The sequence below is a fragment of the Brevundimonas sp. AJA228-03 genome (genome assembly GCF_017795885.1).
In the GTDB taxonomy this organism is placed as follows: Bacteria; Pseudomonadota; Alphaproteobacteria; order Caulobacterales; family Caulobacteraceae; genus Brevundimonas.
In genome coordinates, this window is record NZ_CP059297.1 from 2181959 (window position 1) to 2201753 (window position 19795).

Below are 19795 nucleotides of genomic sequence, written 5' to 3' on the forward strand. Positions count from 1 at the left end.
TCGATCTGGCCTCGGCCAGCCAGACGTCCGGGCGCTGAAACGAAAAGAGGCTCCGATGATTTCCCATCGGAGCCCCTGTCCTGGTCTGACGTCAGACTACTCTCTGGGTGCGACCGTCAGGGCATAGGCCCCTTCCTGTCCCGAAGCGAAGCTGCGGGCGCGGATGACATAGTCACCATCTTCCTCGACACTCCACTCGATCTTGGCATGGGTGTCCGACAGGCCGTCATCGTCCGAGATGACCGAGGTGAACACGCCGCTTTCATCTTCCTGACCGACATCGATATAGGCGTCGAACGCATTGGAAACCATCGTCAGCCGCAGCTTCTCGCCGGCCTTCAGCGTGACCTTGTAGGCGTCGTAATAGCTGCCGTCCTCGGTCAGACCGTCGTCATCGGTCAGGGTTCCCCGCGCCGTCGCACCCACCAGGATGCTGCCCGGCAGGGGCTGCGGGCCCCGGTCGATCAGCTCCAGTGAATACAGGCCCTTGTCGTCGCTCGACAGCGGCAGGGCGCGGACGATGTAGTCGCCGTCGGCCGGCAGGATGTAGTTCAGGCGCGAGTCCGTGCCTTCACCCAGACCGTCGTCGTCCTCGGCTGCGGCGTAGAACTCCCCCTCCGCCGTTCCGATCTGCAGATAGGTGTCGAAATCACCTGAGCGCATGATGGCCTGGACACGGTTTCCGGCCACGCCGGTGAAACGATAGGCGTCATAGCCCCGGTTTTCGTCGTCGGTCGCGTCGCCGTCGACGATCTCGCCCTGGACGGTCGCCCCCACGGCGATCGGCGCAGGTTCAGGCAGCGGCGGGGCCTCCTCGAAGGTCAGGGTGAAGGCCCCCTCCCCGTCACCGTTGAAGGCCCGGGCCTCCAGGGCGTAATCGCCGTCCTCGTAGAAGGTGAAGGTCAGGCGCGAGTTGGTGCCCTCGCCCGCGCTGTCATCATCGGAGTCGACCGAATAGCGGCCACCAGCGTCCTGGGCTCGCTCGGCAAACAATTCGAGGAAGGTGTCGAACGAGTCCGAACTCATCGTGGCGATGATCCGCTGACCGCTTGTGGCGTGGAAAGTATAGATCTCGGCCGGAACACCGAAATCGTTCCTGTGGCTGCCCAGGTTGCCCTCCACCGTCTCGCCGAAGGCGATCGGATTGCGCGGCGCGGCCGGTGCGGCCTCTTCAACCTTGAGGGTATAGGCACCGTTGGTCGTGCCAGCCAGCGGCGCGGCGCGCACGATGAAGTCGCCGGAGGTCGGTGCCGTGAAGATCAGATAGGAGTTCAGCCCTCCTGCGCCGGAATCGTCATTGGACGCGATTTCCTGGAAAACGCCGCGGGCCGAACCGACCCGAACGACCGCATCGAAATCGTCGCTGTTCAGGCTGATCGCATAGCGTTGACCCTCGCGAGCGCGGAAGCTGTAGGCGTCGTAACGGGCGTCATCGTCGTTCACCGGATCGGTGTCCGTGATCTGGCCATCGATCTCTTCCCCGATCCGCAGTCCGGTCGGGCGCGGGGCGCGGGGCGGGGCAGCGCGTTCGCTGATCTGCAGCGTATAGTCTCCGCCTTCCAGACCGCTCAGGGTCCGCGCCCGGATCAGATAGGTGCCGGAGGCAGGAGCCACGAAACGCATCCGCGAGTCGGTTCCTTCTTCGAGACCATCGTCGTCAGACGCGAACGCCTCGGTAGCATCGCCCACGAACGCCTCCAGATAGGCATCGAACGATGCGGCGCGCAGCGTCGCCTCGACCCGCTGGCCTTCGCGAAGCCGGACCGAATAGGTGTCGTAGACGAACTGGCCGACATCGTCGTTATCGACCCTGGTGTCTTCTGCGGTCAGTTCGCCCGTCACGGACTGACCCAGACGCAGAGGCGTGACCTCCTGGGCCAGAGCCTGACCGGCGGTGAGCAGAGCGATGGCGCTGACGGTGATGGCGAAAGAAGAACGGCGCATGATGTTTCCCCCGGGATAAGCCCGTGGCGCACATAGACGACGATCCGCGACAACTGTAAATCGCCGCGCACCGGTCGATTCCTGACGGATGAGGAGCCAATCATGGCGGACGACCCAATGCGCGCCACGATCATCGACGGGAAGGTCTTCGCTGCAGGCCTCGTGGGCCGCATCACGGCCGCGACAGGCGCTCTGATCACGTCACACGGAATCAAGCCGGGTCTGGCTGTCGTGATTGTCGGCGAGGATCCGGCCAGCCAGATCTACGTCCGCAACAAGGGCGAAACCACCGCACGCGCCGGTATGCGGTCCGACACCCACAGACTGCCCGACACGACCACCCAGGCCGAATTGCTGAACCTGGTTCAATCCCTGAACGAGGACCCGGGCATCCACGGCATCCTCGTGCAGCTGCCCCTGCCCTCGCAGATCGATTCGGCCGCAGTGCTGGGCGCGATCGACCCGGACAAGGACGTCGACGGCTTCCACGTCGTCAATGCCGGCCGCCTGGCCGTCGGACTGCCAGGACTGGTCCCCTGCACGCCGCTGGGCTCGACCATGTTGCTGAAGGCCCGGCTTAGGGATCTCTCGGGCCTGCACGCGGTGATCGTCGGCCGCTCCAACATCGTCGGCAAACCCATGGCGCAGCTGCTCCTGGCAGAGAACTGCACCGTCACCGTCGCCCACTCCCGCAGCCGGGATCTGCCCGCCCTTTGCCGGACCGCAGACATTCTGGTCGCGGCGGTCGGGCGACCGGAGATGATCCGGGGCGACTGGATCAAACCCGGCGCGACCGTGATCGACGTGGGCATCAACCGCGTTCCCTCCGCCGATCCGGTGAAGGCCGCCGAGGGCAAGACGCGGGTCGTCGGCGACGTGCTCTTCGCCGAGGCCGTCGAGGTCGCGGGTGCGATCACACCCGTCCCCGGCGGAGTCGGACCCATGACCATCGCCTGCCTGCTGGCCAACACCTATGTCGCCGCCTGCCGTGCGAACGGTATCGTACCATCGGCTCTGGATGCTTGAAGCAAACCGTCGATGCGCGGATAGTCACGACTTGAAGACAGGCGGCGGGTGGCCGTCGAACGGAGGGTTTCCATGGTTCGCATCAACTCGCGCTTCGGTATGGCGGCCGTCGTCATACTGGCGGTTCCGGCGCTTTCGGCCTGCGGCTACAACACCATCCCGACCAAGCAGGAACGCGCCCAGGCGGCCTGGGCCGATGTGCAGAGCCAGTACCAGCGCCGCGCCGATCTGATCCCGAACCTGGTCGCTACCGTGCAGGGGGCCGCCATTCAGGAGCGCACCACCCTGACGCAGGTCACCGAGGCCCGCGCCCGCGCCACGGCCGTTCAGGTTACGCCCGAGACCCTCAGCGACCCCGCGGCCTTCCAGCAGTTCCAGGCGGCGCAGGGCCAGCTGACCAGCGCCCTTTCGCGTCTTTTGGTCACGGTCGAGGCCTATCCCCAGCTTCAGGCCAACCAGGGCTTCCTGCAGCTGCAGTCGCAGCTTGAGGGCACCGAAAACCGCATCACCATCGCGCGCCGCGACTATAACGAGGCGGTGCGCGACTATAACATCAGCCTTCGCACCTTCCCGACCGTGATCTGGGCCAGGACCGTCTTTTCGGGCGAGGAACCGATGCAACTGTTCACGGCCACAGCAGAGGCACAGTCCGCGCCGCAGGTGCAGTTCAACCTGAATGGTGCGCCGACAAACGCGCCGGGCTCGACGCCGCCGGCACGGTGACTTTGGTTTCCCTGGCCAGCCTTGCCCGCCGTGCCGTCGCCCTTGTCGGAGCGATGGTGGTTGTCCTGTACATGGGCACGCCGGCTTTCGCGGTCGAGCCGGACTTTCCTGCGCTCTCCGGGCGTGTCGTCGATCAGGCCCGGCTTCTGTCCCCGGAAAGGGAAGCCGAGATTACGGCCCGGCTGGCCCAATTGGAGACCGACACGGGCGATCAGTTCGTCGTGGTCACCCTGACCAGCCTTCAGGACTACGAGATCGAGGACTACGGCTACAGGCTCGGCCGGGCCTGGGGCATCGGCGGCAGCGAAAGTGACAGCGGCGTCCTGCTGATTGTCGCGCCCAACGAACGCAAGGTGCGCATCGAGGTCGGCTATGGGCTTGAACCCGTCCTGACCGATGCCCTGTCGAACCAGATCATCCAGAACGACATTCTGCCGCCTTTCCGCGAAGGCGGCTTTGAACGAGGCATCACGGCCGGCGTCGATGCCGTGATCGGCCAGCTCAGACTGGATCCCGCAGAAGCCCGGGCCCGGGCCGTCGCCGCCGCTCCGACCGAAGCCGACGAACCGTTCTTTCCGGCCCTCATCATCGCGCTGATCTTTCTGTTTCTGTTGCTGAACCTCATGCGCGGTGCGGGAAGAAGGGGCCGGCGTCGACGCGGCCCGGAGGGTCTGGGCGACGTGATCCTGTGGGGAGCGGCCAATGTCCTGAGCAGCGCAGCCAGCAGTCGCTCCGGCGGTTCCGGCTTCGGCGGTGGCGGCGGCTTCTCCGGCGGCGGCGGCAGTTTTGGCGGTGGCGGGGCTTCCGGCGGATGGTAATGCGGATCAAACCTGAAGAACACGCCGCCATCGCCGCCGCCATCGCTGCGGCCGAGGCCCGGACATCGGGCGAGATTTTCTGTGTCCTCGCGCGACAGGTGTCTTCCTATCGGGACGTCAGCCTGGTCTGGGCGGCAGCAGTGGCCTTTATCCTGCCGCTGGCATTCATTCCCCTCGGGTTCGAGGCCAGGTGGTTTCCCGGTTTCGCCGTGACCTGGGAAGCCGCTCACCTTGCCGCCCGTGACGTGATGATCGGTCGGACCATCGGCGTCTATGCCGTCGTCCAGGCAGCGATCTTCATCATGGCCTATCTGTTCCTGCGTATCCCGCCCGTCACGCGCCTCGTCACGCCCGGATCGATCCGGCGCGACAGAGCCCGACAGGCCGCCATGCATCAGTTCCTGGCCCATGGCCTGCATGTCACGCGTGAGAGGACGGGCGTTCTGATCTTCGCCGCCCTGTCCGATCGTCAGGTCGAGATCATCGCCGATGAAGGGATCTACAGCCGTGTCGATCCCGACGTCTGGGCCAACTCCGTCGCCGTCCTGACCGCTGGCCTGAAAGCCCGCCGCCCGGCAGAAGGTTTTGAAAGGGCCATCGCACTGGCAGGCGGCGTTCTGGCGGAGCATTTTCCGCCGCGCCCCTCGAACCCGAACGAGGTCCTAGACCGTCTCGTCGAGATTTGAGACCCGCATGGCCTTGGCCCGCATAATCGACTAGCGGGTCGGTCATGCGTCTCATGACCTATAATGTGCACCGCTGTGTCGGCGTGGATCGTCGACTGGATGTCGAGCGGATCGTCGCCGTCATCGCCGAGCACGATCCTGACATCGTCTGCCTCCAGGAACTGGACGTCGGCAGGGTCCGCACAGGTGGAGTGGATCAGGCCCGGACGATCGCCGACAGCCTGGGCATGACCGTTCGCTTCCATGCCGCGATGACGGTCGAACAGGAGGAGTACGGCGATGCGATCCTGAGCCGCTGGCCAGAGCGCCTGATCCGGGTCGGGGCCTTGCCCACCGTCAGGGGCATCCCGGGTCTGGAACCGCGCGGTGCCCTCTGGACCCGTGTGGAAAAACAGGACTGTCCGCCCTTGAATGTCCTGACCACCCACCTGGGGCTGGTTCCGCGCGAACAGCGGCTTCAGGCCGCCGCCCTGGTCGGCAAGGACTGGATGGGCCATGCCGACTGTCAGGGACCAACGATTCTGGCGGGCGACTTCAACGCGACCTCGATCACGCGACCCTACCAGACCCTGACCCGCAGGCTGGCGGACTGCCAGCGTCAGATCGGCCAACGACCGACGATCAAGACCTTCCCATCCGGCTTTCCGGCCATCCGCATCGACCACGCCTTCGTCAGTCCGCACATCCGGGTGGTTGGGGTCCGGGCTGCGTTTTCACCCCTGGCGCGGATGGCTTCGGATCACCTGCCCCTGGTCGTCGATTTCGAGTTTCAGGACGTCTGAGGCAGAGGTCGCTGCGACCGATTGCGCCGCTTCCACGGACGGAAGGCGTCTGCGGTCGACACGGGGTCCCCCAGCTGGAATTCCGCGATCGTGCGCTGGACCATCGAGGGCGGCGTCGCGCCCAGCGGCGACAGGCGTCCCGTGTCGAAATCCTGGATCGCCTTGCCCGTCGAACCCGTGACGGCCTCGGCCGCCGCGAAGGCGTCCCCGCTGACGCCGATGAAGTGGCCGATGGTCTGGTGGCGATAGGCACGAATTCTTTCCCGACCAGCTGCGTCGTCCGGCGCGATGGCCACATCGCACTCGGTGTCGAAGCCCAGCGAGCGGTTGTTGATATTCGTCGAACCGATGCGCAAAAGGCGATCGTCCACGATGGTCACCTTGGCGTGGACGATGATCCGCTCGCCGCCCCGGGTATTGGGGCTGAAGGCAAGGAAACGGTTGTGGACGTCGGCCGTTTCCAGCCGAAACAGGACCTCGGCACGCGCCGTGTCCATCGTCATGCTGTCGAACCAGCTGGGGCTGCGTCCCGTAGAGACCAGCACGATCTCGGGGCCGTCCGGTTCGGACAGCCGTTCGGCCAGGGCCCCGGCGATCACCGGCGAGGTGAAGTACTGGTTCTCCATATAGATCAGCTTTCTGGCCCCCCGAATGGCCGCCAGATGCAGGCGTTCGTTCTCACGGACTTCAATCCGACCGCCGTATGCGGGTTCGGTCCGGGCGATGCCGACGCGAACGCTCTCGAAATCGACCGGCACGTCGTCGGGCCACGGGTCGCTTCCAGCCGGTTCGGGCACCGTCCTCTCCCACGTCGCCTTGAACCAGCGTTCGCGCGCAAGATCGCCCAGCGCCATGGCCGCAGGACCGCTCATGACGCACATGGTTTCGTGACGGGGCGGAGAGATGACGCCGGACGGCTGGCGTCGACGCGGATCGTCGTCGAGATGCCCGGTGGAATCCCAGCGATCGACCGAAATGTCCCCGCCCCCGCAGAACGCCACGGCATCGTCGATGATGACCGCCTTCTGGTGATGACAGGCTCCGATCGGACCCGGCGAATCCAGTCGGAACTCCACCATCCGCTTGCGGAACCAGGTCTGGGCCTTGTGCGGATAGAAGCCCTGCGACGCCGCGATCAGCAGGGGCGACTTCCAGATCAACAGTCGCACATCCAGCTCGGGTCGCGTCTTGACCATCAACCGTAACCGGTGCCCGATCTCGGCCTGGCGGTCTCCGGTCCTTGTTTCCGGATCCAGACGGGTTCTCGGATCGAACTGCCACCCCAGCACCACGACCGACCGTCGGGCCTTGTCCAGGGCCGACGACAAGGCGTCGAAATAGGCCTCGTTCTCCATCAGGATCGACAGCCGATCGGCCGTCTCGATACGCCAGCAGGTGTCGCCGGGAACCAGGACCGCCGAGGCGTCCAGGGTCGCGTGGTCGACCGCCTGCTCCATGTTGATCGACCCGCCCGCCTGAATGATCCTGCCGGATCGCCCTTTTCGTCCCATTGAGGGCTGGTATCGTCAATGGCACAGCTGCGCATCGGTTCCACCACCGGATTGTGTGACACTCTGAAATCAGGCATAAGGCGAAAGGGTCGAAGGGAGCACTCAGGTGCAGGCGCTGATCGAATTGCTGGCTGGCTTTATCGCGCTGCTCGTCACGGCAGCGCTGTCCCAGTTCGGCGTTGACATCGAGCGCCCACAGCGCGCGTCGCCCGAGGTGCACCGCGTTCGAGACTGCGACCAGCCGGCCAGGGCCGATTTCATCGCCGCACGTCGCGATCAGAAGTGCTGATGCGACACGACTGATTTCGCCTGACGCGTGTTTCCTGAACCCGAAATGCTTTCGCCCTCCGGGATCAGGCTCTAGGGTCACGGGTGCACCTGGCACGGAACGCCGCGCGCCCGCCAAACGAGATTGACCTTTAATGAAGTCCCGCCAACGGCCGCCGCTTGTTCTGACCGACCCCGAGGTAAGCCCGGACGCCGAGGCACCACCTTCGGACGATATCTCAATTCCCGACCAGGTGCCTGCGGCAAGCCCGCCACCTGCTCCCGAACGCCCGATGTCCGAACGTCGACGTCGGCGTCTTCTCGAACTGCAGCAGCAGCGGGCGGAGGTCGCCGCAGCGGAATCTGAACGCACGGCCGAGCCTGCTCCGGCTATGCCTGCCCGGCATCCGATCCCGGAATCGCCTGTCGTCGCGCCCTTCTCGATCAGCGCTGATGCCCCGCCGGCCCCCTATCGCCGGCCAGAACCGCCTGCACCCCGCCCGCTGCCGGTCGGGCGGGCCAGTCAGCCCGCTACGCCCTATCTGATTGCCGGCGCGGCTTCGGCGCTTTGGCTCGGCGGCATCGCAGCCTGGGCGGCCTATGAGATCGGTGCCGGTGACATCCTGGCCGATCCCCTGCGCCTGGCGATCTACACCCTGATCGCCCTGGCACCCGCCGGCCTGGCCCTGATGCTTGCTCACGCCATACGTCAGGGAAATGGCCTGGCCTTCGAGACTCGCCGTGCCCGACAGATGGCTGAAGCGATGGTCGCTCCGACCGCCCTGGCGGCCCAGCAGACTGGCGATGTCCTGTCGGCCCTGCGCAACGACATCGATCAGACCGCTCTGGCCGCCGAGCGCGCCCGTCATGACATGGCCCTTCTGCGCGAAGCCCTTTCGATCGAGACCCACCGGCTCAATGAAGCGGCTGATACCGCCGCCCGGACGGCCCGTCGCCTGACCGAGAGCCTGGCGCGAGAGCGCGATGAGATGGTCAATCTGGGCGGTCGCCTCGACACCCAGGCCTCGAATGTTCTTGGCGCGGTCGAGCGCCAGTCCCGCCTGATCGTCGATGCCTCGGATCTGGCCCAGACCCAGTTGCGCGAAGCCGAGACGGCACTGGCCGCCCGTGCCGCAGACCTCGCCGCCGCTGCAAACGAAGCGCAGGACGCCGCCCGACTGGCCGCCGACGACCTGGCCCGCCAGACCCTGCGCCTGGAGAATGCCGGCACCGGCGTCGCCGAGCAGATCCTGTCGGTCGAACAGGGGCTGGGCCAGCAGCGGGCCGCCCTGGTCACGGCCGCCTATGCCCTGCGTACCGACCAGGAGGACTTCTCGGCCCAGGTCGAGAGCCAGCGCGCCCAGCTGACCGAACAGCTGTCCGCCGCCCGCTCGGCCAGTGGCGAACTCGGCGACATCTCGACCCGCACGTCGGAGATTCTGAAGGATCTCGTCGAAGCTGCGACCGACCAGTTTCGCGCCCTGGTGGACCTTTCGCAGCGTGAGGCCGATGGCTTCGACGCCGCGACGAAGCTGTCGCTCGACCGCTTTGAGGCGCTGGCGGCCGAAGCGCGCGACACCCTGGTCGAAGAAACGCGCAGGGCCCTCGCCGTCCTGAAGGCCACCACCGAGGACAGTCGCATCGCAGCCAACGAAGCCGCAAATCACGCCCAGGTTCGCGCCGACCGCCTCGGCGAGGCCCTGTTCGATGCGGCACAGAAGGCGGACCAGGCCGCCGATGCCCGGGTCGAAGGTGCCCGTCGCATCGTCGACGAGACGGTGGGCCTCGTCGACGAGGCTGGTCAGCGCGCGATCGGCAAGCTGGAGGCCACCCTGTTTCGCATGAACCAGGCCCTGGCCGAGGTCGATGCTGCGATAGGAGACCTCGACGACCGCGCCTCACGCCTGCCGGAAGAAGCCCGCGCCCGCGCCGAGGCCGTGCGCATCACGGTGGAAGAGGGTCTGGCCGCCCTCGCCGCTGCCTCGCGCAAGGCCGCCGAGGACACCGAGGCCCTGGACGCCGGCTTCCAGGAACGGGTACGCCGAAACTACGACATGCTGACCGAAGCCGTGCGCCTGATGGGCGTGGTCTCGGGCGATCCCCAACCGATGCGTCGCCGCGAGCCCCCGTCCACACCGCCTCCGCAGACCACGCCAGAGACTCGACCCACCCGGCCCGAGGCGGCTGTGGAGGCCGAACGGGACCGTGGACTCGGCCTCAGGGGTCGCCTGCGTCTCGCCCCCGCCAGCAGCGAACCCACGCCCCGCGCTGCGCCGCCGCCTCAGGACCGGCTGGACTGGAGCGATCTGGTCGACGACGGCCCGGGCGAACCATCGCTGGATCTCGATGCGCCAGCCATGCCAGCCGACGCCGACGCCCTCGCAGACAGGATAACGGGGGCCATCCGGCGGATGGGTGTCGATCCCAACGCCCTGCTGCCCCGGTCACGTGTGGAGGAGGCCGCAACGGCTCTGGCTGAACGCGACCCCGACCGTGCGCGCCAGATCGTGCGCCGTGTCGCGCCGGCCGCCGTGCGCAGCGTTTCGCGCCGGGTGATGAGCGATCCGGAACTCAGGGCCGATGCCGAGCGATATGTGCGCGACCTCGCCGCCCGGCTGAACGATCGCGCGCGCGCGGGCGACGCCCACGATGTTCTGGCGACCCTGGCCACCGATCCGGGTCGCGCTTTCCTGCTGCTGGATGCCGCAATCGGCGATCTCGCCTGAGACGCGAAAGCGACTGATACGGGGGGCGGCCGGAGGAATTGGGCTTGACGATAACGTCCGCTTGCAGACACCGTCGCGCCGCTGTCACGACCCCGTCACGCACACAGCGGACCCCATGCTCGACACCGTCGCCGAGACCCAACCGGACCGTAGACCCGCTATCCTCGTCTGTGTTTACGAGTCCGAAGACCCCTCATGGGCCGCGCTGGAGGATATGGCCGACGACGGCTGGCATCCGCATAGCGCGCGCGCCGTGCCGATCGGCCCGGGGGATCCGGATGTCCTCGCCGGTCTTCTGACGGGCGAACTCGAAGACCCTGATTGCCGCGGCGTGCTTCTGGTCGGTCGAACGCGTCGGACCGACGGCTTTCGCATCCAGATGAGGGCTGAAAACCGGACGTTGACCGGTGGTGCCCGGCTTGTGAAGACCGGCCCTGCCCTCGCGCGCGCGACTGCGCCGGTTGCGGAGATGGTCCGGGCCCTGACCGATGCCGGCCTTGCGGCGGACGCGTCGTCGGAGTCCGAAGAGGACGCCGGCAGCTATCTGCTCTATCGTATTCTCACCGCCTTGCCCGACTCCGTAGACGCGCCGGCCGTCGGACTGTTGCGGGTTCCGGCGACGACCGATCCGCAAGACCTTCGCACCGGGATTCGCACGGCGGCCGGTGCCATTGCCCGGCATCTGTCGCCCCTGCCCCGCGCCCGGCTCAGCTGATCCGCAACGTTCGCTTCAATCGCCACCCCGCCGCCAGGCCCATGACCGCCAGGCCGGTCATGGCCAGATAGCCCAGGGTCCCGTATCGATCGTACAGCGGCCCGGCGGCCAGGGTCGCCAGTCCGATCAGGACGCCTGCCGCCATGACCGAACTCAACGTCTGCGCCGCCGTATGCTGCCCCGGCAGTGCGAGCCGTTCGATGATCTCGACACCTGCCAGATAGGTCGCCGCGAACGTCAGCGCGTGAAGGGCCTGTAGCGGCCACAGCGCCCAGAGCGGCGGCACGAAGGCCAGCACCGTCCACCGGACCACGGCCGCGATGCCCCCCAGCATCAGCACCGGCCAGGGCCCGATCCCCCTCGCCCGCCGCCACGGCTCGACGATCCACATGAAGGCGATCTCGACCAGGACGGACGTCGCCCAGAGCAGGCCTGTCGTCGCCTCGCTGATCCCCTGTGCCTTCCACGCAATGGCTGAGAATCCGTAATAGAAGGCATGGGTCGCCTGGACCGCGCCGATCGCCACGATGGCTGTCATGAATCCGGGATCGGTCACCAGACGGGCGATGCCGGCATAGCGATCCCGCTTGCGGCCCGGTCCGGCGTCGGACACTGCTTCGGGTGGCAACAGGCTGGCGGCGGTCACCCCAACCAGAACGCCCGCAATGACGATCCACACAATGACCCAGTCGACCGATGCCCGCGCGAGGATCGCCCCCATCAGTACGTTTGCCGCCACGAACGCCGCAGACCCGCATCCCCGTGGCCAGGCAAAGGCGAAGCCGTGCCTGCGTGCGGCGCTCAGGTTCAGCACATCGGTCAGGGGGATCATCGCGGCCATCGTGCTGGCACCCAGAAACCAGAGCAGGCCTTGAACCCATACCCCTTGTGTCACGCCCGCGCCCGCATAGGCCAGCGCGCCCGCAACACCGAGAATGGCGATCGGCGTCCGGCGATGCGCGAACCCGTCGGCCCAAACCGCCAGCACCGGTCCGGTCACCAGCCGCGCCAGCATCGGTGCCGCCAGCAGCGCCCCGATCTCGGCTCCGGAAAATCCCTGGGCGCGGAACCACAGCCCGGCAAACGGCAGGCTCACGCCATTGGCACCGAAGAGCAACACATACTGCAATGCCATGCGGCGGGCGGGAGTCATGCCTCGTCCGATAGCAGACGCAGACGACTCCATGGTCTACGGTCTCGTCATGATATGGAATCGCTACCTCGCGGCCTTCGCTGCACTGAACGGCGCGATGGCGGTGGCGGTCGGGGCCTTCGCCGCCCACGGGGCCGGCCCCCAGATCAAGACCCTGCTGACCACAGGGGCCTCATACCAGCTGGCCCATGCCGTGCTGGGCGTAGTCTGCGCGGTCCTGGCCCCGGGGCTTAGGCTTGCCGGCGTGGCGGGCTGGCTGGCGACGACCGGTGGCCTGATTTTCTGTCTGGCGCTGGCCTTCCTGGGCTTGCTAAGTCTCCCCGCTCTCGGGGCCGTCGCGCCCATCGGGGGCGTGCTGATGATCGCGGGCTGGCTCGTCCTGGCCTTCTGCGGCCTGCGCGCCTTGCCCACCGCCTGACCCTCCCACCCGAGGCACCGACCCCAGTATGGCCTTTCCCGTGACCGAGACGCCCCGACGCGAGTTGTACCCCGAAATCGAGCCCTTCGCGTCCGGCTGGATGCAGACCGGCAGTGCCCACGAGATCTATTTCGAGGAATGCGGCAACCCGCAAGGCCGGCCGGTCCTGGTCCTGCACGGCGGCCCTGGCGGTGCGATCAATGCCGGCATGCGCCGCTATTTCGATCCGGCTATCTATCGCATCGTGCTGTTCGATCAACGCGGCTGCGGCAAGTCGCGACCCAATGCCTCGCTCGAGGACAATACCACCTGGACCCTGATCGAGGACATCGAAGCCTTGCGCGAGCGCTGCGGGATCGACGCCTGGGCCGTATTCGGCGGGTCCTGGGGGTCTACGCTGTCGCTGGCCTATGCGATCACCCACCCCGAGCGGGTCAAGGCCCTGATCCTACGTGGCATCTTCCTGCTGACCAGGAAGGAACTGCACTGGTTCTATCAGGACGGGGCCTCGATGATCTTCCCGGACGCCTGGGAGCGTTTCATCGCCCCGATCCCGGAGGACGAACGCAACGACCTGATGGGTGCCTACTACAAGCGGCTGACGGGCGACGACCGCGCCGAACAGGAGCGTTGCGCCATCGCCTGGTCCAGCTGGGAGGGCGAGACCGTCAGCGTCGAGGGCCCCGCCGCCCGTCCGGACAAGTTCGCCGAACCCGAATTCGCCATCGCCTTCGCCCGCATCGAGTGCTGGTACTTCATGAACGGCGGCTTCTTCCCGGAGGAAGGCTGGCTTCTGAAGAACATCGGCCGGATACGCCACATTCCGACCTGGATCGCCCAGGGCCGTTTCGACGTGGTCACGCCGATCGCCAGCGCATGGGCGCTGCACCGCGCCTTCCCGGAGGCAAGGCTGGATATCGTCCCTGACGCTGGTCACGCCTCGAGCGAGCCGGGCATTATCGACAGCCTGGTGCGCGGGACCGACTGGGCGGCGATGGCTTCGGGTCGCCTCTAGATCAGGCCGTGGCCCTTGGGCAACTCGGCATAGCGGTGAACTCGCGTCGCCATGACCAGTCCGAAGCCGATCATCACGGTCAGCATGACGGTACCGCCATAGCTCAGCAGCGGCATTGGCACGCCGACAACAGGGGCCAGACCCATGACCATGGCCCCATTGATCATCACATAGAGGGCAAAAGTCGCCGTCACGCCGGCAGCCGCCATCCGCCCGAAATGGCTGTGCGACAGCGAGGCGATCCTGAGCGCGATCAGGATGATGGCGATGTAGCACAGCAGGATCGAGAACGATCCGACGAAGCCGAACTCTTCCGACACGGCCGCAAAGATGAAGTCGGTCTGTTTCTCGGGCAGGAATTCCAGCTGGCTCTGGCTGCCGAGGCCATATCCCTTGCCCAGCAGACCCCCGGACCCCAGGGCGATCTTGGACTGGGTGATGTGATAGCCGGTGCCCGACGGGTCGCTCTCCGGCGACAGGAAGGTCAGCACGCGATGGCGCTGATAGTCGTGCATGCCGAACATCACATAGGGCGGGACGATGGCCGCCAGACCCGCGGCCGCCGCCGCCATGATCTTCCAGCTCAGACCCGCCATGAACATCATCGCGGCGCCGGTCAGGCCGATCAGCATGGCCGTGCCCAGGTCCGGCTGATGCGCCACCAGGGCGAAAGGCAGGCCGATGATGGCAATGGGAAAGATCAGCTTCCAGCTGAACCGGGCGTCCTGGGCCGAGGCCCCGTGGTACCAGCGCGCGAGCGCCAGAACGACGCCGATCTTCATGATCTCCGACGGCTGGATCCGCGTCACGCCCAGGTCCAGCCATCGTGTCGCGCCCATGGCCGTGTAGCCCAGACCGGGGATCTCGATCAGGGCCAGCATGACCAGGGCCAGACCGTAGACGACATAGGCCGATCCGAACCAGATCCGCATGCTGACCATCGACAGCGCCAGCATGATCACCAGACACACGCCGAAGCGGATCATGTGATTGGCCGCCCACGGTTCCCACGAACCCCCGGCGACCGAATAAAGCATCGCGCCCCCGATCCCACCGACGATGCACAGCAGGGCCGCGAACCGCCAGTCGATCTCGCCCAGTTTGACTGACAGACGATCGCGTTCACCGGGGCGTGTCAGGGCCGAAGAGGTCATCGAGGCTCCGCCAGATAGGGGCGTGGACCGCCGGTCGTGGACGGACCGGTGCGATTGACGGGGGGGGTCTGCGCATCCGGCGTGGGCAGGTCGGGCTCGGGCGCTGCGCCGAAGTTCGCCTCTTCGTCGGTCATCGGCCCTTCGGCCTCGGGCGGGGCCGGCCGCGTGATCCGCTCGCGCATTTCCGGATCCTTCAACAGGACGGTCCGCATGACCTCCCGCGCCCGGGGGGCGCCGGCCGTGCTCCCGCCCCGACCACCGTGTTCGATGATGACCGCCACGGCATAGCGGGGTGCATCGATCGGGGCGAAGGCGATGAACAGGTTGTGATCCTTCAGCGCCCAGATGTCTGACTTGCGCGACCCGGTGCCATAGTCGCGGGACTGGGCGGTCCCGGTCTTGCCCGCCATCTGGATGTCGCCGAGCCCCAGCTGGCTCTGACGATAGGCTGTGCCGGAGGTGTCATTGGCCACCGCGATCATGCCCTGGCGGACGATTTCCAGGTGTTCCTGGCTGAAGGCCAGGTCGGGCACGGCCGCGCCGCTGGGGCGTTCGACACCCCCAACCGACTTGATCAGTCGGGGCTGGATGGCCTTTTTTCCGTTGGCCAGACGTGAGGTATAGACCGCCAGCTGCAGCGCATTGACCGTGATCGCGCCCTGGCCGATGGCCACCGAAGTCGTCTCACCCGGATGCCAGACGGGATCGTTCGGGAAGGTCCGGCGCTTCCATTCGGTCGAGGGCAGCAGGCCCTTGCGCTGGTTGTCCACGCCGATGTCGAACGCGGTCTCGAAGCCGAGCTTGATCGCAGCGTTACGGATGCCATCGACGCCTGCGCGATTGCACATGGCGTAGAAATAGACGTCGCACGAGTTCTTGATCGCATCATGCATGTCCTGCGATCCATGCACGCCCCAGCACCTCTGGGTCCGGTTGCCCGTCCGCCACGACCCGCCGCAGGTCACGCGCTGATTTGGATCGACCCCCGCCGCCAGCAGGGCGAGGGCGGTGGCCGGCTTGAAGGTCGATCCGGGGGGAAAGGTCCCGTTGATCGACTTGTCCAGCAGCGGCTTGCGCTCATAGTCGGCCAGCGCACGATAGGTTCGCGTCGGTACCCCGCCGACGAACAGGTTCGGGTCGAACGACGGGGCTGACGTCATGCACAGGATGTCGCCGTTACGGACATCCATCACCACACAGGCCCCGCTTTCATCGCCGAACACCTCCAGCGCCCGGTTCTGTACATCCGCATCGAGGGTCAGGACTACATCGTCGCCGGGCACGGCTGCACGCGAGCCTCCGACGTCCTCGGCAACGACGCGACCGCGGGCATCCACTTCCACCCGCTTGCCTCCGGCTTCGCCGCGGAGGTCGGCGTCCAGCGCCTTTTCAATCCCCGAGCGGCCGATCCGGAAACCCGGATTGTAGAGCATGGGAGGGGGCTCTTCGCCCCTGTCCTGGATGGCCTTGATGTCGCGATCCGACACCTTGGCCACGTATCCGATGACGTGCGCGAACGAGCCGCCGAACGGATAGAAGCGCGCCTCGTTCATGTCGGCCATCACCCCCGGCAGTTCGGGGGCATAGATGTTGACCTTGGCGAACTCTTCCCAGGTCAGGTCGCTCTTGACCGGCACGGGGCTGAAGCGCGGCGCAGCGTTCACATCCCGGATGATCGCGCGCCGCCGATCAACGGTGTCGGGCAGCAGACGACCCAGGAGGTCCAGGGTCTGGTCCAGATCCTTGGTCTCGTCTCGCACGATCAGGACGCGGAAGCTGGGCCGGTTGCCGGCGATCACCACGCCATTGCGATCGAGAATCCGTCCCCTGGGCGGCGGCATAAGACGGAAGTTGAACTGGTTGTTGGTTGCGAGGGTCGCATATTCCTGCGCCTGAACGACCTGGAGCTGGGCCAGCCGCACCGTCAGGGCCGTGATACCCAGAGCCGTCAGCCCACCCACGACAAAGGTGCGCCGCAGGAACGATCCCTGCCGCTCATTGACGTCCGAAAAGAAGATCGATGGCTCGCTCATCGGAACAGCACGTCGCCGTCGTCGAACCGCCGGACCATCCAGTCGGCGATGGGGAAGAGCAGCAGCGTCGGGATCACCTGCCCCAGCAGGGCCAGCAGGCTCGGGGCGTGCCCTGCGACCAGACTCACCACCAGATAGGCCAGCAGGAAGGCACCCAACGTGCAGGTGGCGTACCAGACGAACAGCACCTGCGTCTCCTGACCCGCCAGCAGGTTTCGCGACCCGAGCACGACGGCATAGATCGCGAGGAGGCACAGGGGCCACAGCCCCAGGGTGCCTCCCCAGAACATGTCGAGGAACGCGCCGAGGCCAAAGAGCACGGCCGGAGCCATCATCGACGGGCGGATCAGCGGCCAGGCAAAGGCGAGCACCATCGGCAGAACCGGCTCCGGCAGCTTCAGGCCGAACAACTCGACCGGCGTCGCCAGCAGCAGGGTGGCGGCCATGGCGATCAGCGCGGGATAGATGACCCACTGCAGCGGGCCGACGACGCGAACCTGCATCGAACGTCTCACGCCGCGCCCCCTCCTGCCGGCACCGGGACAGGCGGGGCTGCGGTCGGCGGAACCGGCACCTGCCTAGCCGTCGAGGGGACCGTTGGCCTGGATCGCGTGGGAGCCGCCTGTGGTCTTGCGGAGCCTGGCCCGGCAGCGGCCGGGGTCCGCGCACGCCGTGCGGCCGCATCCCCGATGGCCGCCGCCTGGGTCGCGCTCGGAGCCGGCGCGGTCGCGAGGCCCGCCAGCGGAGCCGCGTTCAGGGCGTCCGGTGCGACCAGCTGGCTGAAGTCCTGGAACAGCATGATGCGGACGTAGTCGATGGCCCCCCGATCGCTGAACAGCTTGACCCGCCAGGACCCGTCGATGCCGCGCGCTGCGACCCCGATCGGCACACCGCGCGGAAAGCCTCCGCCATCACCGGATGTCAGGACACGATCGCCGGCCTGGACCGCGCCGACACCGCGCACGAACTCAAGCTTGGGATTACCCGACCCATCGCCGGTCAGCAGGGCGCGAGCATCGGTGCGATCGATCAGAACGGGCGTGCGGCTGGCCACGTCGGTCAGCAGGAGCATCCGGCTGACCCCGCCGGTCACGCCGACGATCCGTCCCACCAAACCCTGTTCGGTAATGACGGGATTGCCGATCCGGATGCCCTTGTCCGACCCTGCGTCCAGGAGGAACGATTTTGCAAAAGGCCCCCGGGATTCCGACACCGCGCGGGCAGTGGCCAGGGTAATGACCGGTTCGGTCCTCAAACCCAGCATGGCCTCGTAGCGGGCGTTGACGTTCTTCAGGGCGATGGCCTGGTCGCGCCAGGGCTGAAGCTCTTCCAGTTCCTTTTTCAGACGGCGGTTCTCGGACACGGCGAAGAAATAGCCGCCGAAATAGTCCGACGCCGCCCCGGCCCAGCGCACCGGGGCGGCGAAGATGCCGTTGAGCGGCCCGGCGCCTGCGTCGATGCCCGCGCGGACGGGCCCATAGCCATCGGCGTCCGCGTCATGGCGGCGGTCAACAAGGATCAGCAGAACCGATGCAATGAGGGCGACCACGACCACGACCGCGGCGGTCCACACCAGCGGCACCTTGAACTGATCGAACGGTCCGTCGCGAAACGCCACGGCCTGCCTTCCCAAAAAGAGTCATGGTCGGCGGGACGCCCCCCGCCGCTGTACGCAGCCTATCGCAAAAAGCGGGCCACAATGAAACCGGCGAATTCGCTGCAATCACGGGGATTTGCAGCGACGCTTGCGGCTGGCCCTAAAGCGCCGAATCGAGCACGCCCTTCATCCAGCGCGGATGCTCCAGAACGCGACCGCAGCCGATGGCCACGCAGGACAGCGGATCGTCGGCGACCGAGACCGGCAGGCCGGTGTGATCGCGGATCTCGGCGTCCAGACCGCGTAGCAGCGCTCCGCCGCCCGTCAGCATGATGCCCTTGTCGGCGATGTCGGCGGCCAGTTCCGGCGGCGTCGCCTCAAGCGCCACCTTGACGGCATCGATGATCTGCGAGACCGGTTCGGCCAGGGCTTCGGCGGCCTGCCGTTCCGAGATGCGAACCTCGCGGGGCACGCCCTGCATCAGGTCGCGGCCCTTGACCTCGATCGACAGGCCTTCGCCGTCGGCCGGGATGCGGGCTGTGCCGATGTCCTTCTTGATGCGCTCGGCGGTCGTCTCGCCGATCAGCAGGTTATGGTTGCGACGCATGTAGCTTATGATGCTGTCGTCCATCTTGTCGCCGCCCACCCGGACGGAGCGCGAATAGACGATGCCTGACAGCGACAGCACGGCCACCTCGGTGGTGCCACCTCCGATGTCGACGACCATCGACCCCGTCGGCTCGTGGATCGGCAGGCCGGCGCCGATCGCGGCGGCCATCGGCTCGTCGATCAGGCCCACGCGGCGGGCCGAGGCGTTCAGGCAGCTGTCGTTGATCGCCCGCCGCTCGACCGCCGTGGCACCCGAGGGCACGCAGACGATGATCTTGGGGTTCACGAAGCCCTTGCGGTTATGAACCTTGCGGATGAAGTGCTTGATCATCTCCTCGGCGACTTCAAAGTCGGCGATGACCCCGTCGCGCATGGGGCGGATGGCTTCCATGTGGCCGGGCGTGCGGCCCAGCATCTGCTTGGCTTCGATACCGACGGCATGCACGATCTTGCGTCCACCGACGTTTCTGAGCGCCACGACCGAAGGCTCGTTCAGGACGATGCCCTTGCCCTTCATATAGATCAGGGTGTTGGCGGTCCCGAGGTCCATCGCAATGTCGTTGGAGATGGCGCCGAAGAGGGAGAAACTCATGGAGGTCGGTTACCGTTCGGTTGGGG

Annotated in this window: 18 protein-coding genes; 10 read left to right on the forward strand and 8 right to left on the reverse strand. The window is 66.7% G+C overall.

The window, feature by feature from the left end; genetic code table 11:
• Nucleotides 1–96 precede the first annotated feature (96 nt).
• Nucleotides 97–1944, reverse strand: coding sequence for a PPC domain-containing protein (locus HZ989_RS10910; protein WP_209320855.1), 1848 nt, complete (start codon nt 1942–1944; stop codon nt 97–99).
• A gap of 102 nt (nt 1945–2046) precedes the next feature.
• Here HZ989_RS10910 and HZ989_RS10915 point away from each other — a divergent pair, with 102 nt between their 5' ends.
• The 5 genes from HZ989_RS10915 to HZ989_RS10935 all read left to right on the forward strand — a co-directional run bounded on the left by HZ989_RS10915 (nt 2047) and on the right by HZ989_RS10935 (nt 5979).
• Nucleotides 2047–2970: a bifunctional methylenetetrahydrofolate dehydrogenase/methenyltetrahydrofolate cyclohydrolase gene (locus HZ989_RS10915; RefSeq protein ID WP_209320856.1), complete on the forward strand. Its 924-nt coding sequence runs from the start codon at nt 2047–2049 to the stop codon at nt 2968–2970.
• Nucleotides 2971–3042: 72 nt separating this feature from the next.
• Complete coding sequence (locus tag HZ989_RS10920; protein WP_209320857.1) at nt 3043–3693, forward strand: LemA family protein; 651 nt, start codon at nt 3043–3045, stop codon at nt 3691–3693.
• A gap of 53 nt (nt 3694–3746) precedes the next feature.
• A complete protein-coding gene (locus HZ989_RS10925; RefSeq protein ID WP_209320858.1) occupies nt 3747–4511 on the forward strand; it encodes a YgcG family protein in 765 nt (254 codons plus the stop codon).
• Nucleotides 4511–5197, forward strand: a complete 687-nt coding sequence (locus HZ989_RS10930) for a TPM domain-containing protein (RefSeq protein WP_245162344.1) — start codon at nt 4511–4513, stop codon at nt 5195–5197. Before HZ989_RS10925 ends, HZ989_RS10930 begins: the two co-directional genes overlap by 1 nt.
• Nucleotides 5198–5241: 44 nt before the next feature.
• The gene (locus tag HZ989_RS10935; RefSeq protein ID WP_209320860.1) at nt 5242–5979 is read left to right on the forward strand and encodes an endonuclease/exonuclease/phosphatase family protein; all 738 of its coding nucleotides are present in this window, start codon (nt 5242–5244) and stop codon (nt 5977–5979) included.
• On the opposite strand, the gene HZ989_RS10940 is transcribed toward HZ989_RS10935, so the two are convergent.
• The gene (locus HZ989_RS10940) at nt 5967–7436 is read right to left on the reverse strand and encodes a phospholipase D-like domain-containing protein (protein WP_209320861.1); all 1470 of its coding nucleotides are present in this window, start codon (nt 7434–7436) and stop codon (nt 5967–5969) included. The genes HZ989_RS10935 and HZ989_RS10940 overlap by 13 nt on opposite strands.
• A gap of 160 nt (nt 7437–7596) precedes the next feature.
• Between HZ989_RS10940 and HZ989_RS10945 the strand changes: the two genes are divergently transcribed.
• From HZ989_RS10945 to HZ989_RS10955, 3 genes are all read left to right on the forward strand, one after another.
• Nucleotides 7597–7779, forward strand: coding sequence for a hypothetical protein (locus HZ989_RS10945; RefSeq protein WP_209320862.1), 183 nt, complete (start codon nt 7597–7599; stop codon nt 7777–7779).
• A 271-nt stretch (nt 7780–8050) separates the two neighbouring features.
• The gene (locus HZ989_RS10950) at nt 8051–10483 is read left to right on the forward strand and encodes a tipN (protein WP_245162345.1); all 2433 of its coding nucleotides are present in this window, start codon (nt 8051–8053) and stop codon (nt 10481–10483) included.
• A gap of 115 nt (nt 10484–10598) precedes the next feature.
• Entirely contained in the window at nt 10599–11198 is a 600-nt protein-coding gene (locus HZ989_RS10955) for a hypothetical protein (protein ID WP_209320864.1), read from the forward strand.
• Here HZ989_RS10955 and HZ989_RS10960 read toward each other — a convergent pair.
• Nucleotides 11191–12351 carry an MFS transporter gene (locus tag HZ989_RS10960; RefSeq protein ID WP_209320865.1) on the reverse strand — a complete coding sequence of 387 codons (1161 nt, stop codon included), beginning with the start codon at nt 12349–12351 and terminating at the stop codon, nt 11191–11193. The two genes, HZ989_RS10955 and HZ989_RS10960, sit on opposite strands and share 8 nt — an antisense overlap.
• A 31-nt stretch (nt 12352–12382) precedes the next feature.
• On the opposite strand from HZ989_RS10960, the gene HZ989_RS10965 reads away from it, so the two are divergent.
• Nucleotides 12383–12769, forward strand: a complete 387-nt coding sequence (locus HZ989_RS10965; RefSeq protein ID WP_245162346.1) for a DUF423 domain-containing protein — start codon at nt 12383–12385, stop codon at nt 12767–12769.
• A 28-nt stretch (nt 12770–12797) separates the two neighbouring features.
• The gene (gene pip, locus HZ989_RS10970; protein ID WP_209320866.1) at nt 12798–13784 is read left to right on the forward strand and encodes a prolyl aminopeptidase; all 987 of its coding nucleotides are present in this window, start codon (nt 12798–12800) and stop codon (nt 13782–13784) included.
• On the opposite strand, the gene rodA is transcribed toward pip, so the two are convergent.
• The 5 genes from rodA to HZ989_RS10995 form a co-directional block, all read right to left on the reverse strand.
• A complete protein-coding gene (rodA, locus tag HZ989_RS10975) occupies nt 13781–14938 on the reverse strand; it encodes a rod shape-determining protein RodA (RefSeq protein WP_209320867.1) in 1158 nt (385 codons plus the stop codon). The two genes, pip and rodA, sit on opposite strands and share 4 nt — an antisense overlap.
• On the reverse strand, nt 14935–16971 hold the full coding sequence (gene mrdA / locus HZ989_RS10980) for a penicillin-binding protein 2 (RefSeq protein WP_209320868.1): 2037 nt from the start codon (nt 16969–16971) through the stop codon (nt 14935–14937). Before mrdA ends, rodA begins: the two co-directional genes overlap by 4 nt.
• Nucleotides 16968–17474 (reverse strand): hypothetical protein, encoded by a 507-nt coding sequence (locus tag HZ989_RS10985; protein ID WP_209320869.1) that lies wholly within the window; start codon nt 17472–17474, stop codon nt 16968–16970. The genes mrdA and HZ989_RS10985 overlap by 4 nt, the downstream gene beginning before the upstream one ends.
• Nucleotides 17475–17482: 8 nt before the next feature.
• Nucleotides 17483–18589, reverse strand: coding sequence for a rod shape-determining protein MreC (gene mreC, locus HZ989_RS10990; protein WP_209320870.1), 1107 nt, complete (start codon nt 18587–18589; stop codon nt 17483–17485).
• A gap of 139 nt (nt 18590–18728) precedes the next feature.
• The gene (locus tag HZ989_RS10995; RefSeq protein ID WP_013269710.1) at nt 18729–19769 is read right to left on the reverse strand and encodes a rod shape-determining protein; all 1041 of its coding nucleotides are present in this window, start codon (nt 19767–19769) and stop codon (nt 18729–18731) included.
• Nucleotides 19770–19795: the final 26 nt, after the last annotated feature.